Annotated in this window: 12 protein-coding genes and 5 pseudogenes; 4 read left to right on the forward strand and 13 right to left on the reverse strand. The window is 58.1% G+C overall.

Annotated features, from left to right (window positions below; translation table 11 throughout):
* Positions 1 to 105 precede the first annotated feature (105 nt).
* Positions 106 to 947: pseudogene (locus ACGYK7_RS14655) on the reverse strand (IS110 family transposase); the annotation flags it as partial.
* Positions 948 to 1,045: 98 nt separating this feature from the next.
* On the opposite strand from ACGYK7_RS14655, the gene ACGYK7_RS14660 reads away from it, so the two are divergent.
* Positions 1,046 to 1,411 (forward strand): IS630 transposase-related protein, encoded by a 366-nt coding sequence (locus tag ACGYK7_RS14660; RefSeq protein WP_394403236.1) that lies wholly within the window; start codon positions 1,046 to 1,048, stop codon positions 1,409 to 1,411.
* Between the two features lie 124 nt (positions 1,412 to 1,535).
* Here ACGYK7_RS14660 and ACGYK7_RS14665 read toward each other — a convergent pair.
* Positions 1,536 to 1,757 (reverse strand): annotated as a pseudogene (locus ACGYK7_RS14665) (transposase domain-containing protein); the annotation flags it as partial.
* Between the two features lie 51 nt (positions 1,758 to 1,808).
* Here ACGYK7_RS14665 and ACGYK7_RS14670 point away from each other — a divergent pair.
* Positions 1,809 to 2,930, forward strand: a complete 1,122-nt coding sequence (locus tag ACGYK7_RS14670) for an IS110 family transposase (protein WP_394403237.1) — start codon at positions 1,809 to 1,811, stop codon at positions 2,928 to 2,930.
* 289 nt (positions 2,931 to 3,219) lie between these two features.
* On the opposite strand, the pseudogene tnpC reads toward ACGYK7_RS14670, so the two are convergent.
* Positions 3,220 to 4,635, reverse strand: a pseudogene (tnpC, locus tag ACGYK7_RS14675) (IS66 family transposase); the annotation flags it as partial.
* On the opposite strand from tnpC, the gene ACGYK7_RS14680 reads away from it, so the two are divergent.
* Entirely contained in the window at positions 4,584 to 5,183 is a 600-nt protein-coding gene (locus tag ACGYK7_RS14680; RefSeq protein WP_394403239.1) for an IS4 family transposase, read from the forward strand. The pseudogene tnpC and the gene ACGYK7_RS14680 overlap by 52 nt on opposite strands.
* 63 nt (positions 5,184 to 5,246) lie before the next feature.
* Here ACGYK7_RS14680 and ACGYK7_RS14685 read toward each other — a convergent pair.
* Positions 5,247 to 5,384: pseudogene (locus ACGYK7_RS14685) on the reverse strand (IS110 family transposase); the annotation flags it as partial.
* A 102-nt stretch (positions 5,385 to 5,486) separates the two neighbouring features.
* On the opposite strand from ACGYK7_RS14685, the pseudogene ACGYK7_RS14690 reads away from it, so the two are divergent.
* Positions 5,487 to 5,756, forward strand: a pseudogene (locus ACGYK7_RS14690) (integrase core domain-containing protein); the annotation flags it as partial.
* A gap of 107 nt (positions 5,757 to 5,863) precedes the next feature.
* Here the strand turns inward: ACGYK7_RS14690 and ACGYK7_RS14695 are convergent.
* From ACGYK7_RS14695 to ACGYK7_RS14735, 9 genes are all read right to left on the reverse strand, one after another.
* Positions 5,864 to 6,592, reverse strand: coding sequence for a GNAT family N-acetyltransferase (locus ACGYK7_RS14695; RefSeq protein ID WP_394403240.1), 729 nt, complete (start codon positions 6,590 to 6,592; stop codon positions 5,864 to 5,866).
* A complete protein-coding gene (gene menC, locus ACGYK7_RS14700) occupies positions 6,589 to 7,737 on the reverse strand; it encodes an o-succinylbenzoate synthase (protein WP_394403241.1) in 1,149 nt (382 codons plus the stop codon). The genes ACGYK7_RS14695 and menC overlap by 4 nt, the downstream gene beginning before the upstream one ends.
* A 30-nt stretch (positions 7,738 to 7,767) precedes the next feature.
* A complete protein-coding gene (locus ACGYK7_RS14705) occupies positions 7,768 to 8,526 on the reverse strand; it encodes an ABC transporter ATP-binding protein (protein ID WP_394403243.1) in 759 nt (252 codons plus the stop codon).
* Positions 8,523 to 9,257 (reverse strand): ABC transporter permease, encoded by a 735-nt coding sequence (locus tag ACGYK7_RS14710; protein ID WP_394403245.1) that lies wholly within the window; start codon positions 9,255 to 9,257, stop codon positions 8,523 to 8,525. The genes ACGYK7_RS14705 and ACGYK7_RS14710 overlap by 4 nt, the downstream gene beginning before the upstream one ends.
* Before the next feature lies 1 nt (position 9,258).
* Complete coding sequence (locus ACGYK7_RS14715; protein ID WP_394403247.1) at positions 9,259 to 9,966, reverse strand: ABC transporter permease; 708 nt, start codon at positions 9,964 to 9,966, stop codon at positions 9,259 to 9,261.
* A gap of 30 nt (positions 9,967 to 9,996) precedes the next feature.
* A complete protein-coding gene (locus tag ACGYK7_RS14720; protein WP_394403249.1) occupies positions 9,997 to 10,782 on the reverse strand; it encodes an ABC transporter substrate-binding protein in 786 nt (261 codons plus the stop codon).
* On the reverse strand, positions 10,772 to 11,698 hold the full coding sequence (locus ACGYK7_RS14725) for a MurR/RpiR family transcriptional regulator (protein ID WP_394403251.1): 927 nt from the start codon (positions 11,696 to 11,698) through the stop codon (positions 10,772 to 10,774). The genes ACGYK7_RS14720 and ACGYK7_RS14725 overlap by 11 nt, the downstream gene beginning before the upstream one ends.
* A gap of 465 nt (positions 11,699 to 12,163) precedes the next feature.
* The gene (gene guaD, locus ACGYK7_RS14730) at positions 12,164 to 13,459 is read right to left on the reverse strand and encodes a guanine deaminase (protein ID WP_394403253.1); all 1,296 of its coding nucleotides are present in this window, start codon (positions 13,457 to 13,459) and stop codon (positions 12,164 to 12,166) included.
* Positions 13,460 to 13,515: 56 nt separating this feature from the next.
* Complete coding sequence (locus ACGYK7_RS14735; RefSeq protein WP_394403254.1) at positions 13,516 to 15,117, reverse strand: xanthine/uracil/vitamin C permease; 1,602 nt, start codon at positions 15,115 to 15,117, stop codon at positions 13,516 to 13,518.
* Positions 15,118 to 15,156 lie beyond the last annotated feature (39 nt).

Below are 15,156 nucleotides of genomic sequence, written 5' to 3' on the forward strand. Positions count from 1 at the left end.
TGACGTCCTACGGCGCCTCATGAAGGGCGCGGACGCCACCAAAAGCGCTACCAGAAGTTACACCTCTCCCTGGGACATGACCGTGTCGGGATTGCGCTTCGCGTGTCGCATGACGGCGGTCGCGCCGACCACAAGCAATCGCCGGAGATATCGATCGCCTTGTTTCGAGATACCACCCAAGCGGGTTTCCCCTCCTGTTGATTGTTGTTTTGGTGTCAATCCGAGCCATGCCGCAAACTGTCTTCCCGAGCGGAATTGTTCCGGGTCGGTAACTGTGGCGGCGATTGCAGTAGCAGTGATCACGCCAATACCTGGGATGGCCGCAAGCCTGCGGCTTGCTTCGTTGCTGACGTGCCAGGCCTTCAGTTCTTCGTCGAGCATCCCGATCTTGTCAGTCAATTCAGCCATGCGCCGGATCAGGATTTCAAGCGCCCGATGCGCAAAAGGTGGTAGTGTTTCATCTGCAAACGCTTTGTCGGCCAGCTTCGCGAGATTGGCGATACCGGGGTTTGCGACCAACCCGAACTCGGCCAAATGTGCTCGCAGCGCATTCGCTGCCATGGTCCTCTGGCGCACGATCAGCGCCCGGGTTCTATGCGCCATCAGAATGCTTTGTTGTTCGATCGTCTTCATGGGAACGAACCGCATCGTGGGCCGCTCTACTGCCTCACAGATTGCCTCAGCATCAGTTGCGTCGCTACGTACCCTTTTACGTATGATGGCGGCATGATCCGAACCTCATGTCCCATAGCCGTCAAGGTGCGCGCCCAATGATGCGCCGTCGCGCAAGCCTCCACACCAATCAGACAGGGCGGCAATTTAGAGAAGAAGGGAATCATCTGCTTTCGATGCAGCTTCTTGATCAGAACTGCATTGCCAGCTTCGTCGACGCCGTGAGCCTGAAAGACGCTTTTCGCCAGATCAAGACCAATTGTTTTGATATGCATTTCGAACGCTCCTGTTTTGCTGCACTCAATCTTAGCACCATACCTGGCGCTGCGCTGGCAGCGGCGTCCACATCATCACTTCAGTTAGGAGGTGGATCATGGGCAAGCCTTACTCTTTGGATCTTCGAAAACGAATTTGCGCCTATGTTGCGCAGGGTCATTCAGCGCGTGCTGCGGGACGGGTGTTTGGTGTGAGTGCGGTTCGGTTCGCAGCTGAGCATCGGGCGAAGGGCGAGTGTGCTGCGATGCCACAAGGGCGCCCGGCCGGGCGGTTTGGCAAGTTGGCACCGCATACCGACTTTCTTTTTGATATTGTGCGCGCCGAACCGGACATCACGCTCAAGGAATTGGCATCAGCACTGAGAGAGACGCGCGGCGTGCAGGTTCAGCTTTCATCATTGCACCGAGCTCTGGAACGGGCCGGGCTGCCATATACAAAAAGGACTGATTGCGGCGGAACGTGATCGGCCTGCGCTACGTCTGACGCGGCGGGAGTGGATCATGCGTCGCCAACCGAGGATGCGCCAAGAACCGCACAGGTTGGTGTTTATTGACGAAACAGCGTAACCAAGCCATTGGCACCGCGGTTTATGCGGCCTGACTGCCTGCTTCAGGGTGTAGCGCCTTCCAGTTCCATGGCAACAGCTCATCCAGCTTGTTGATCTTGTGGTCGTGGATACGGTCGAGAACGTCCGCGAGATAGGCCTGTGGATCGAGGCCATTTAGCTTGGCTGTTTCGATGATGGTCATGGCGCGAGCCAAAGTTTCCGCACCTGTGTCGGCCCCTGCAAAGAGCCAGATGAGATGACCGTTTTCCGTGATTGCAGTGCATAATTGTGCGGCGAGGAAAGGAGAACTGTTATGGATAATTTTGATGCCTATGTGGGTCTCGATGTACACAAGGATACAATCGCTGTGGCTTTTGCTGAAGGCGAACGATCCGGCGAGGTTTGCTCTTTGGGTTCAATTCCGAACGAGGCGACCGCCATCAATCGAATGGTCAAGAAATTGGCGGTCAGGTTTGAAGCAATATCTTTTGTCTATGAAGCAGGTCCGTGCGGCTATGGCCTGCACCGCCATCTTATCGGACTCGGACACGAATGCGACGTCGTTGCGCCCTCCAGAACCCCTGTTCAGCCGGGAAAGCGGCGCATGAAGAACGATACGATCGACGCGCTGAATCTGGCCCGATTGCACCGGGCCGGTGAACTCACCTATATCTGGACACCGGATGCGACCCACGAGGCGATGCAGGACCTGGTCAAGGCGCGGCGCATATCCTCTCATCAAGTTCGTAAGGCACGCCAGCGCATCAGCTGCTTCTTGCTGAAGCACGGTCGGCGCTATGAACGAAAGAAATGGGGACATCGACATCGGGTCTGGCTGGCGGATCTTCAATTCGGCCATGTTGCAACGCAATTCGCTTTGCAGAGCTATCTCAATGAAGAAGAGCAAGCTGTCGATCGACGGACCCAGATTGATGGACAGATTGAAAACCTGATGTCAGACTGGGTTTTGGCCCCGATCGTGCGAGAACTCACAGCCCTTCGCGGTCTTGACATAGTGATAGCCGCAGCGGTTGTCGCAGAAGTCGGCGATTTTGCTCGGTTTGAAAATCCACGTCGCCTGATGAGCTACTTTGGTCTGGTGCCGGGGGAATTCTCAAGTGGGTCCAGCATACGCCCGCGCGGGATCACTAAGGCAGGATCCTCGGACGTTCGCGCGCTCTTGTTCGAGGCTGCCTGGCTCTACCGGCTGAAGCCAAAAGTGGGACAGTGGTCACTGGTTCGACAAAAAGACCTGTCACGGGCGGCGAAGGATATCGCCTGGAAAGCGCAGTTGCGATTGTATGGCCGATATCAGCGTCTCACGCAGATACGCCACAAACGCAGTCAGGTGGCTGTGACAGCTGTCGCGCGTGAACTGGTTGGATTTATCTGGGCGATTGCTCGCAACGCAGAAGGCCGAATGGCCGTACGATAGAGCAATCTCGGGCCGAACAAATCTGGTGGGCTGTATGCAGAACGTTGAGACCGGTTAAGGGAATCCTTGGGCAAGAATTTAGAGCCGGCAAACCGGATCTCCGCAGCTAGATTAAGGCAGCCCTTTACGCCGTACCATCAATATGGGGCCGAACAGGATCTCCGAATGAGAGTTTGAGCAACCGTCGCGTTGAACTCAGCGCTCTGCACCAGCCCATCAGCCAGAAGTTCACAAACGTCGTACCGGCGATCGGTGGAATGCGCCTAAAATCTTGACAACGGTCATGAGAGTTCTTTCGCCCAATACCGATCGGGCGCAGAGCCCGCTCTGCTGGGTTGTTGTCGATGGCTACGCGACCATCGGACAGGAACAGGCTGAAGGCACCCCTTCGACTAAGGCCATAGCGGAAGGCCTTGGCCAGATCACTCTTGCCAGGAATGCGCAGGAGTTGCGGTTCGGACCATTCGAAGAAGGCCTCCACCCTTGGTCGGCTCAGCATTTGACGGGCCGCAAGGCGAGCCTCTGCGGACTGGCCGTTAATGTCATGCTCAATATCATAGAACTCACCGATCCGGTCGAGCGCCTCGCGCGCGATCTCGGACTTGGTTGAGGTCCAAAAGTCGTGGAAGTCTCGTCGCAGGTGCGCCCAACAGGCCGCCTCGCGCAAACGTGGTGGGCCGTTAGACTGGGGTTCATAGAGCTTGGCATAGCCATTGTAGCCGTCTGCTTGCAGAATGCCGCGGGCATCGGCCAGATGACTTAGCACGTGCTCTTCTTTCCAGTTGGGCGCAAACAGGTAGACAGCGCCAGGTGGCGCGGCTCCTGCCCACGGGCGCTGGTCACGCACGTAGGCCCAGACCCGGCCTTGTTTCACGCCTTTCCCCAACCCTTTGTCTCTTCTGGAGCGGTCCAATACCCGGATCGGGGTATCGTCCGCATGCAGAAGGTCGCTGCTCAGAATGTCCGCATCGATCCGCTCGATCAGCGGCGATAGTGTCTTCATGGCGCGGCCGCACCAGCCCACAAGTGTGCTTTCGGGGATGTCGGCCCCCATACGCTCGAAGATTTCATGCTGACGGTAAAGAGGAAGATGGTCGTCAAACTTCGAGATCAGCACATGCGCCAGGAGGTTCGGCCCGGCCATGCTGCCCGGGATCGGACGGCTGGGTGCAGGTTCTTGCACCATCCGCTCGCAGCGCCGACAGGATTTCTTGATCCGAGCGATCTGGATCACCTTCATCTGGGCGGCGATCATGTCGAGCAGTTCGCTGACATCCTCGCCCACCACGCGCAGATCGCCCCCACAGTCTGGACAACACGCACCTGGGTCAAGCTCGCGGCGTTCCCGCGGGGTCGCATCCGAGACACGGGGGCGGCGGCGCAAAACAGGAGCTGACGCCTCCTCTGGAGCCGGCTCGTCCAACCCTTCGTCGATAGGACTTTCATCCTTCTCAGCCACTGCAACCAGCAGGTCTTCCAAAGCCAGTTCCAGTTGCTCAATCTCGCGCTCGACCTTCTCCGAGGATTTACCAAACGCCAGCTTTTGCAATTTGGCGATCCGCAGGCGGAGCGCTTGAACCAATTGATCATGGGCCCGCAGCGTGGCTGACATCTTGGCGTTTTCCGCCGCGATCTGAGCATTTTCGGCCTGCAATGCCGCAATCATCGCCTTCAATTCGGCGGGAAGCAGAAGAAATACCGGCATCAGGACCTCCAGATAATCCATGCCGAGGAACTAATCCACCAGAAGGCAGAGCGCCTGTCTTCTGGAAGCTGATCACGAACCTGCCGGTTACGACCCATGCCGACGCCGTTCACAAGCTCGATTGGTACGCGTTGCGCTGGAAGATCGAGACCTTCTTTCGAACCCTCAAGACTGGGTGCCGGATTGAGGAACTTCGCTTAGCCACAGCTGATCGGCTGGCAAACTGCATCGCACTGTGCTGCGTTGTTGCATGGCGCGTATCATGGCTGACAATGCTGAGCCGGGAGGCACCGAAAGCATCGCCTGATGCCGTCTTCACCAACACCGAGCGCAGCCTGCTTGAACGCGCAACGCCAGAACACAAACGTAATATGTTACGCGATTTGAACTTCTATATCAGGGCCGTCGCGAGGCTCGGAGGCTACCTCGAACGCACATCGGATGCGCCACCAGGGACGACGGTCGTATGGCGTGGCCTATCCCGCCTCGCTGATCTTGCCGAAGGCGTTCGTATCGCAGAGGCACCACCACCAGAGACTTATGGGTAACTGCAAGATCAATCGAGCGGTTACGGCCGAAGAGCAAAGTTACACCATTCATTGGGACACTATCGGCGGGTCCGCGAAAGATGCGAATACATGACCCCGAGACAGCTTTTTGCGAATAGCAATGCCGCCATCAGCTGTGGCGCCGTGAACCTGGAAGACCCGCTTTGCCAAATCTAACCCAACGATGGTAACTTGTTCCATGGATGCTTCCTCCTATCAGTGAAGTGACCCACATCACCTTGGCACATTGCGATGCCGTCGGGAGGGGGGAACCACCCCATCAGTTCTCAGTGACAATCAACAATGCGGCGTTCTGGGGTGCGGATCTCGATGGTTGGGAAAGGCAGGTTCCTCGACAATATCTTCATCGAAAGGCTATGGTGCACCCTGAAACACGAGCGTGTCTACCTGCATGCCTGGGAAGCCGGCTCAGAGGTGAAAGCGACCATCCGGGAGTGGATAACCTTCTGCAATCACCAACGACTCACTCAGCCCTCGGCGGCAAGCCACCGGCGCCGGTTTATTGGCAGAGAGATGATATCAAAAAAACCGATCAGCAGGTGCAACGAGTAGCTTAAATCAAGCCAGATCGCTGTCCAAGAGATGGGAGTAGCTCACTGCCGCTCGAGATTTGCCATGGCTCCCCCGCTATATTGCATCAATGACCACGGTTAGGGAGATCAAGTTTCAGTAAGAACGTATGCGCTGATAGCAGAGTTGAACCCAGTTATCAGGTAGCCCTTGTCAAAGGCAGCTGTCATCTCTTCACGCACTCTTTGCCTTTCGGAAATTGCAAGATCGATGTCATTCGACAGAAGAACCTCGACGTTTTGCGGAATTTTAACGTGAAGTGAATTCGCCGGTTCCTCATCCTCGCCGCCAATCCCTTCGGCAAGGCGTTGTACCCGGGTTTCCTCCAGTGACCACTGCGCCACGATGCGGTCCGAGGCTACACCCGCATTGATGCCTTCCATCTTGCCGTAATAATCTGGCAAGTAGACATTGGCCGTCGCACCGAGCCGCGCGATGTTGAGGCTCGCGTTGATGCGGCGCAGGGGGTCGAAGGTCCAACGGACGCAAGTAACCCCGCGCGCCAGACACCAATCGCGTTGATACCATTTCAGCCGCGCGCCCAGCCCCAGCCCCCGGCTGTCGGGGTGAACGGCGAGGCGGTGGGAATGCTGCACCTGCGGATCCTTGGTGGGAAATCCAAAGAGAAACCCGAGCATCCGCTCTTCGACAAAGGCACCGGCGACCAATCCGCCTTCGTGCTGGATCGCAAGCATCAGGTCGGAATTGTCTGCGGGATCATCCGCTCCCCAAACAGTGCGCTGAAACTCCTCAGCCCGTTTGAGCTCGGCCACGCCGTTGAGTTCACGCAGCTCAACTTCGGTATTCATGACTGTCATGGGCGGATCATCTCGCTCTGGCTGGTGACAGTTTTCATATAGTCACGATCAATAGTGACCCCGATCCCCGCGCCATTGCGGGGCACGGGCATTTGGCCATTGGCGGCCTCAAGGGGCTCGTTCACGATATCGCGTTTGAAATAGCGGCTGGCGCTGGAAGTATCCCCCGGTTTGATGAAATTCGCGAGGGTGGCGAGGTGGATGTTATGCGCCCGGCCAATCCCGGCCTCCAGCATCCCGCCACACCAGACCGGCGCGCCGAAGGCAGCGCTGACGTCATGGATCGCGCGGGCAGCGGCAAAACCGCCGACGCGGCCCACCTTAATATTGATGACCCGCGCCGCCCGCAATTCTAGCGCCTTGCGGGCATCGACGGCGTTGCGGATGCTCTCATCAAGACAGATCGCCGTGTTCAGCGCCGCTTGCACCTGTGCGTGATCATGGATGTCGTCGAAGGCGAGCGGCTGTTCGATGTAGTCGAGCTCGAACTCGTCGAACCGCCGCAGCAGGGTGAGGTCTTCGAGCCCGTAATCGGTATTGGCGTCGACCGTCAGCTTGATGTCGGGATAGCGCGCGCGCACGGCGTCGAGCAGTGCCACGTCGTGGCCTTTGGCAATCTTCAGCTTGGTGCGTTTATAGCCCGCCGCCTGCGCTTCCGCGATGCGCTCCAACGTCACGTCGATGCTGCCGATGCCGATGCTCACGCCCACATCCACCGCATCGCGCACTCCGCCGAGTGCCACCTTGAGCGGAATGCCAAGGCTCTTTGCCCAGAGATCCCAAAACGCCATCTCAACCACCGCTTTGGCCATTCGATTCCCGCGCCACGGGGCGAGGATCGGCTCCAACTCATAGGGTGACGCGAAGCGCTTGCCGACGATCCGGGGCAGCAAGACATCGCGCAGGAAAGCCATGGCGGCGGGGATCGTCTCTTCAAGGTAGTCGGGGACTTGGTCCATCACCGCTTCGGCAATGCCCTCAATCCCCCCGCCTTTGAGCACCAGCAGCGGGAAGGTCTTGTCGGTCAAAGTTTGGTTGGAGATCACGAAGGGGGTGATCAGCGGCAGGCTGACGATATGCAGCTCGGCTGCTTCAATCAGGATGCCGCCGCCGGTTAATGCGGGGCTTGTATTGTGCTGTGACATGGAAACTCGCTGGTTCAGAAGGGCAGGGCGCTATTTCACATTCGCGATGAAACGCTGAAAGACTTCGGTTCGCGGGTTGGTGAACATCTGCTCGGGGCTGCCGCGCTCGGCGATGCGGCCCTCGTGCAGAAACACCACCTCGGAGGAGACATCGCGGGCGAATGCCATCTCATGGGTGACGACGATCATCGTGCGCCCTTCGGCGGCGAGCGATTGCATGACCTTTAGCACCTCGCCCACCAATTCGGGATCAAGCGCGCTGGTCGGCTCATCGAAGAGGATCGCATCCGGGTCCATCGCCAGCGCCCGCGCGATGGCCACGCGCTGCTGCTGGCCGCCGGACAGTTGCGAGGGATACATATGCATCCGCTCCTTCAGTCCGACCCGGTCCAACAGCGCTTCGGCGGCGGCGCGGGCTTTGGGCTCTGGCGTGCCCTTCACCTGCACCGGGCCTTCCATCACGTTTTCCAAAGCGGTGCGGTGGCTCCACAGGTTGAACTGTTGAAACACCATGCCCAGACGGCTGCGCACCGTTTCGATATGGCGCGCGTTCAGGGGCTTGCCATCGCGCACCTGTATCTCCTCGCCGTGTACGGTAACCGTGCCAGAGGTGGGGGTCTCGAGGAAATTCAGGCAGCGCAGAAAGGTGCTTTTGCCAGAACCGGATGAGCCGAGGATCGAGATCACATCGCCCTCCCGCGCTTCGAGCGAGATGCCCTTGAGCACCTCCACAGCGCCGAAGGATTTGCAGATATCCTCGGCTTTCAGGATGATGTCTGCCTTGCTCATGGCTTTGGTCCTTCCGGAGGGGAGAGTATGGAGCGGCCCGTGTTGCGCGGACCGATGTGGCGGCTGAGGCGTCTCTCGCCCTGTCGCCAGAGCAGCACGAAGATCGCGGTGATGCAGAGGTAGATCAGCGCGGCCCAGAGGTAGATCGAGAAGTCGAATGTGCGCGAGAAGATCTGCCGCGTGCGGCCCATGATGTCGAAGACGGTGACAACGCTGGCCAGCGCGCTGGCCTTCATCAGCAGGATGATCTCATTGCCAAGCGCGGGCCATGCGATGCGGTAGGCATGGGGGAAGGTCACCCGGCGCAGGATTTGCAGGCGGGTCATGCCGATGGCCTTGGCGGCCTCTATCTCTCCGCGTGCCACCCCCATGATGCCGCCGCGCAGGATTTCCGTCTGATAGGCAGTTGAGTTCAGCGCAAAGGCCAAGAGCGCGCAGTTGAATGGATCACGGAAAAACCCCCAAAGGCCCCAGTCCTGCAAGAAGGGGCGGAACTGGCCGGAGCCGTAGTAGATCAAAAAGAGCTGCCCCAAGATCGGCGTGCCGCGCATGAAGGAGATATAGAGCCGCAGGGGAGCCTGTGCGACAGGGTGCGTATTGGCGCGGATCAGCGCAAGGCCGGGAGAGAAGAGGGCCGCGATGAAAGCGCCCAGAATAGTCAGCTTGAGAGTCATCAAAGTGCCATCAAGCAGGCGCGGCCAATAATCCACGACGATGTCAAACGGGTTCATCTCAGACCCTCCGAATGCCGCGATTGGCGCGCCGTTCCACATGGGCCAGCACCACCTCCGACAGGACGCAGAGCGCCCAGTAGATCAGGCAGGCCAGCAAGTAGAAGGTGAAGGGCTGTTTGGTCACGCCGACGGCGACCTTGGTCATGCGCATCAGGTCGTCCAGTGCGATGATTGACACCAATGCCGTGTCTTTCAGCATGTTGATCCATAGGTTCCCAAGGCCGGGCAGGGCAAAGCGCCAGACCTGTGGTAGGCGGATGCGAAAGAAGATTTTGCGCGGCGACATGCCGATCGACCGGCCCGCTTCCATCTGGCCCTCGTCGAGCGATTGGAAGGCGCCGCGCAGCACCTCGCCCGCAAAGGCGCCAAAGACCATGGCGAGCGCTGTCACCCCGGCAGCAAAGGGGCTGAACTCGATATTGGTGCCGCCCGCATTCCACCAGACGGCCAGTTTGTTCAGCAAAAGCCCGACGCCATTGTAGACCACAAAAAGCGTCAGGATCTCGGGCAGGCCGCGCATGATCGTGGTGTAGCCAAAGCCAATGGCCCGCAGCCCCGCATGGCGCGACATGGAGGCAAAGGCCGCGACAAAGCCGATCAGCAGACCGATGGGCAGGGTCACGATCGCAAGCTGCATTGTGATCGCCAAACCCGCGAGGATTTCATCCCCCCAGCCGGCATCGCCGTAAGAGAGCAACTCAAACATGCAGGATTTCCAACTGGGGGGAGGCTGTCATCATTTCATCGTGTAGACGTCGATGTCGAAATACTTGTCGTTGATGGTTTTATAAGTCCCATCAGCGCGCATCTCGGCCAAGGCGGCGTTGAGCTTTTCGCGCAACTCATCGTCTTCCTGGCGCAGCGCGATGCCCACGCCTTCCCCGACAAAGGCCGGGTCGGTGATCGGCTCACCGGCCAGTTCGCAGCAGGCGCCGTCTTCGGTTTTGCTTGTCCAGTCCAGCATCGGCAGCATGTCACCGACCTGCATGTCGATCCGTCCGCTGGCCATGTCGAGGTTGACTTCATCCTGCGTTGGATAAAGCCGCACATCCGCATCCGGGTAGGTTGCCTCGATATAGTCGGCCTGCGTGGTGCCGGACTGTGCCCCGATGACCTTATCGGCAAGGGTCTCATTGGTGAATTCAGTGATGTCAGACCCTTTTGGCACGACATGCGTCATCGCGGCGAGGTAGTAAGGGTCGGTGAAATCCACCTGCTTCTTACGTTCTTCTGTGATGAACATCGACGCGATGATGAAGTCGTATTTGCTCGCCAAGAGCCCCGGAATGATCCCATCCCAATCCTGTGCGACGACTTCGCATTCCTCGCCGATCCGCTTGCAAAGCTCCTGACCGATCTCGACATCGAAACCGGCGATTTTGCCGTCCGCTTCGATGTAGTTGAACGGAGGGTAGGCGCCTTCCGTGCCCAAGCGCAGTGTCTCGGCAACAGCGCCGGTAGAAAGGCTGGCGGCCATGGCCAGCGTCGAAAACGCCGTGGCCAATTTCAGTTTAGGTGTCATCGTGTTCACTCCTGTTGGGTTTTGCAGTGTCGTTTTTTCGTTTGGCCCCCTGTCGTGCGGGGCGGTGGACATGGCCGATAAAGCGACCATAGAGATCGGCAATCCGGTTGAGCCTGCCCTCCACCTCGGACCCAAGCTGTAAAAAGACGCTGTGGATCAACAGGTTGGACAGGCTTGCCATCTGGGCTGTCGAATCCCAGAATTGGTTGAACTGCGTGGGCACGGCGAACACCTGATCCGCCGCGTCATGGCCCCAGTCACAAAAGACATCTGTAATAAGCGTCACCGTCACGCCCGCCGCGCGGGCCTCTTCGGCAAGGCTTTTGGCCAGAACCGAATAGCGTCGCGCTTCAAAGATCACGAGATGGGCGGGGTGGTCGGTCAACAGGATTTCGGCAAAGTTCCCGCCTGCGAGGTCCAGCAACGTGACCCCGTCGCGCAGATATTGCATTTGGTTGGCGAAATACTGGGCAAGGCCGCGTTCTGTCTGAAATCCGGCGACGAAGACATGTTCGGTCTTCGCCAAACGCTTCGCTTCTTGATGCCATTCGTCACTGCCAGCCAATTCGTAGATGCCGACGAGTGCCGCGATCTCAAGCTGGAGCCCTTGGTTAAGCTGCGCGCTGTCGACACTGCCTTCCTTGCGCATTTCTTGCAGGCGATCGGACATCAGCCAAGGGTCGTCACCCATATCGTGCTTGAGGTGATCCTTCAAGTCGCGAAAGCTATCATAGCCGATGGAACGGCAGAAACGCCCGACGGTGGCTTCGCTCACCTTTACCGACCGGGCGATGCTGGCGGCGGTCTCGAAAGGCAAGCCTCCCCAAGAATCCAGCATGTAGCGGGCCAAAAGCCGGTCTGCTTTGGTCCCTTCTTCAAAGACACCTTCTAGCTGAGTTCTGATTGAGGTCTGCAACGGTGCCTCCGCAATTCTCGATAAGGCGAGAATGAAAGCAATCTTTCATCATGTCAATAATGATATTTATCATTCATTTTACGGCGCGGTTTGGGGGTGGGTTTTTGTCAAGGGGCGCGGGAAAGGCTTTGTGGTCTGGATTGCCTAGAGGGCGGCGGGCTTCCTAACCCACGTCCAACCGCCGAAATTGCTAAGTTGATGCCTGTGGCTCCCGCCAGTCATCAGGTAACTCGGAACCAAGATGCCTGAATGGGCAACCTTCCCTGCAAGGCGCGAGAGGGGCCGGGCTCGGGAAATGTTTAGCGGGTTCATTGCGATGGCGTCTTCGATCAAGGCCAAGCTGTCTCACGTGCTTGCGCCTCATTTTGGAGAACGTCTTGATGCGATTGCACAGGTTCAGCTTTGCGTCCTGCAAATGCGATAGGTTCCGCCGTCCCCCCGCGCTCCGGCCCCGCCCGTCTGACCTCAGCCGACCTTCTGCGCGACACCACTCAGATAGACTTCTTCGATCGCGCGGTCGTCTCCCATGATCTGCAGCACGAACAACTCCTCTGCGAGACTTTCGGCACGCTCCATACGCAGCGCCATCGCGCTTGTGGCAGAAGAGTTCAAGATCACAACGTCTGCTTCTGTTCCCACCGCCAATGTACCGATCTTGTCTTCCAGACCCAGAACCTGAGCATTGCCCCTTGTCGCCCAATCAAAGGCTTGGAGCGGATGCAGGGACTGCTCCTGAAGTTGCAGAACCTTGTAGCCCTCGTTCAGAGTTTGAAGCATCGAATAGCTTGTGCCCGCACCCACGTCCGTCGCAATCCCGTTCAGAATGCCACGGGCATTTAGCTTGTGGTGATTAAACAACCCGCTGCCCAGGAAGAAATTCGATGTCGGGCAGAACACGGGGTGCGCGCCGGTGTCCGCCAAGGCATCAATTTCTCTCGGCTCAAGGTGAATGGCGTGCCCCAGCAACGTGTTGTTCCGCAGCAGACCGTAGGATTGGTAGACATCGAGATAGTCCTGCGCCTGCGGATATAGCGCTTTGGTAAAGGCGATCTCGTCCTTATTTTCGGACAGATGGGTTTGGATGTGGCAATCGGGATGCTCATCCGCGAGCGCCATGGCCATCTGCATCTGCTCTGGCGTCGACGTAATGGCGAAGCGGGGCGATATCACATAGCCGTTCCGACCCTTGCCGTGCCATTCCGAAATCAACGCTTTGGTTTCGTCATATCCTTTTTGCGGCGTGTCGCGAAGCTCGGCTGGTGCGTTCCGGTCCATCAAGACCTTTCCGCCAAGCATCCGCATATTGCGCCGCATCGCCTCTGCAAAAAATGCATCTGCCGAGGTCTTGTGAACCGAGCAATATGCCACGGCGCTGGTCGTGCCATGGGCAATCAACTGATCGAAAAAGGCCTGCGCCATGCGTTCACTATGGCTTTCGCAGGCAAAGCGTGTCTCCTCCGGGAAAGTGTAATTGTTGAGCCAATCCAGCAATTGCGACCCCCATGAGGCGATCACTTGCACCTGTGGAAAGTGAATATGCGTGTCGATGAAACCCGCCATCATCAGGTAGGGGCGGTGATCGGTGACTGGCACGTCAGGGGCTTTGGCCAATATGCTGTCGAAAGGGCTACTGTCCTTAATGATGCCGTCGCAAATCAACAGGCCGGCATCCTCATGGTAGCAGTAAGCGTCGGTATCAGAGCCATCTTGCGGGGCGCGGTGAAACGTCAAAAGGCGCCCGCGAAGCAGTTTTTTGGTCATAGGATTCTCAAGTCTGGGAAGGTTTGGGCGGGCGGCGAGATGCCGCCCGTGACGGGTCAGGCTTGTTGGGTGGGCATATCTTCGTCCATAAGGTCGGGCTCGTCGGGCACGACGATACGGCGCGTGAGGTCTTCTTTCGGCGCGACCATCGGATATAGGTACATGAATGCACCAACGATCAGGTAGCCTATCGTGATGGGATCGAGCTGGGGCATCTGCAGCTTATAGGAATGAATGATCCCCACCGACGACATCAAAGACGCTGCGATTGCAAAGCCGCCTGCCATTTTGAAGCGCCCGTCAATCGTGTCGGCGACAATCGCACCCCAGATAAGACCGGTGATAATCGCCCCCTGACTAAGCGCTAGATGACCTTCGTAATGCGCGCCTTCCATTAAAAGCGCGGCGGTAAGTGCTTCATCCCCCAAGGAGGGCAGCCCCTCGACACCGGAACTGCGCAGTGCGTTCATCAACGAACCCCATTTGGTCATCAAAAACGCCGAGATATGCGGCAGGATGGCAAAGGATACGGCGGCCATGTGCATTGGCTTTACCGCCCAAGCCGTGTTGGTGATCAGGCTGACAGAAACAAAGACCAAGACCGGCGCAGCCGCGGCAACGGGGATCAGGCCCGCAAGAAAGGACAGAAGCCCGGCAAAGGCGGCAGCGGCGATGACGACGGCGACACCGATGATATAGCCCGCATGTGCGTCGAGCCGTTTATAGGCGGGATGACCAATGTAGACAGTCGTTGGAAAGGGCGAACCAAAGAGCGCACCCAGCATCGTGCCCGCGCCATCGGTGACCTGACACGGGCCAACCGGATAGTGATCCCCTGCCGCTTCGGCAGATTCCACGTTGTTCATCGTCTCGATGAAGTTGTAGATCTGCACCGGGATCAGCACGAGGAAAAGTTCGGGGTTCGCAAACAGATATTGCAGGCCGGCAAACAGGTCGCCGATGTAAGGAACCGGCGGGTAAAACCCGATCCCGCTGACGTCCACTTTGGACTCTCCCAAGGCGAAAGCGATTATCGTACCGGCGGCGATTGCGACCAGACCGGCAGGCAGGTTGCCGGGAAGGCGAAAGCGTCCGATCAATCCCCAAAGAATGAACAACAGGGAGGTGAACGCGATAATCGGGCTTTCAAAGATCTGCGCCAAGGGCACAGAGCCGATAAACACCAAGGCAATGCCGCATAGGGTGCCCAGCATGCCTGCACGCGGCGTGATCTCTTTCAACCATGGCCCAACGATGGCCCCGAGTGCTGCCACGATACCACCCATAAAGCCCGCGCCGATGCCGACTTGCCATGCCAGCAAGGGATCGTTCGTGGCCCAGTAAATTGGCCCGATGACCCCGAAAAGATAGACGAACATCACGGGTGTCGAGATGCCGTAGGGCAGGGCGGTCACGTCTTTGCCCTGTCGATTGGCCGCCCATTTGGCCATATAGGTATAGACCGCCACACCGGCCAAAATGGCGATGGCAGCGCCGGGTACGATGCGGCCAAAAACGATCTCGGGCGGCATCTGAAACACGAATTGGCAAACCCCGGTCAGGATCAGCAAATTCACTAGGTTATCGGTAAATAACGCCCAAAAAGCGTTGAAATCGCTGCGTGCAAACAGCTTGTAGTTATACGTCCTCCCGTCCATGACGGTCTCCTCCACTGATAGGGCGGAACGCCTCTGGCC

Source organism: Sulfitobacter sp. 1A15299 (assembly GCF_043556915.1).
Classification (GTDB): Bacteria; Pseudomonadota; Alphaproteobacteria; order Rhodobacterales; family Rhodobacteraceae; genus Sulfitobacter.

Excerpts from the sequence above, each read along its gene's own strand:
- ACGYK7_RS14660 (WP_394403236.1), top strand. The coding sequence starts at position 1,046 with ATGGGCAAGCCTTACTCTTTGGATCTTCGAAAACGAATTTGCGCCTAT.
- ACGYK7_RS14670 (WP_394403237.1), top strand. The coding sequence starts at position 1,809 with ATGGATAATTTTGATGCCTATGTGGGTCTCGATGTACACAAGGATACA.
- ACGYK7_RS14680 (WP_394403239.1), top strand. The coding sequence starts at position 4,584 with ATGCCGCAATCATCGCCTTCAATTCGGCGGGAAGCAGAAGAAATACCG.
- ACGYK7_RS14695 (WP_394403240.1), bottom strand. The coding sequence starts at position 6,592 with ATGACAGTCATGAATACCGAAGTTGAGCTGCGTGAACTCAACGGCGTG.
- menC (WP_394403241.1), bottom strand. The coding sequence starts at position 7,737 with ATGTCACAGCACAATACAAGCCCCGCATTAACCGGCGGCGGCATCCTG.
- ACGYK7_RS14705 (WP_394403243.1), bottom strand. The coding sequence starts at position 8,526 with ATGAGCAAGGCAGACATCATCCTGAAAGCCGAGGATATCTGCAAATCC.
- ACGYK7_RS14710 (WP_394403245.1), bottom strand. The coding sequence starts at position 9,257 with ATGAACCCGTTTGACATCGTCGTGGATTATTGGCCGCGCCTGCTTGAT.
- ACGYK7_RS14715 (WP_394403247.1), bottom strand. The coding sequence starts at position 9,966 with ATGTTTGAGTTGCTCTCTTACGGCGATGCCGGCTGGGGGGATGAAATC.
- ACGYK7_RS14720 (WP_394403249.1), bottom strand. The coding sequence starts at position 10,782 with ATGACACCTAAACTGAAATTGGCCACGGCGTTTTCGACGCTGGCCATG.
- guaD (WP_394403253.1), bottom strand. The coding sequence starts at position 13,459 with ATGACCAAAAAACTGCTTCGCGGGCGCCTTTTGACGTTTCACCGCGCC.
- ACGYK7_RS14735 (WP_394403254.1), bottom strand. The coding sequence starts at position 15,117 with ATGGACGGGAGGACGTATAACTACAAGCTGTTTGCACGCAGCGATTTC.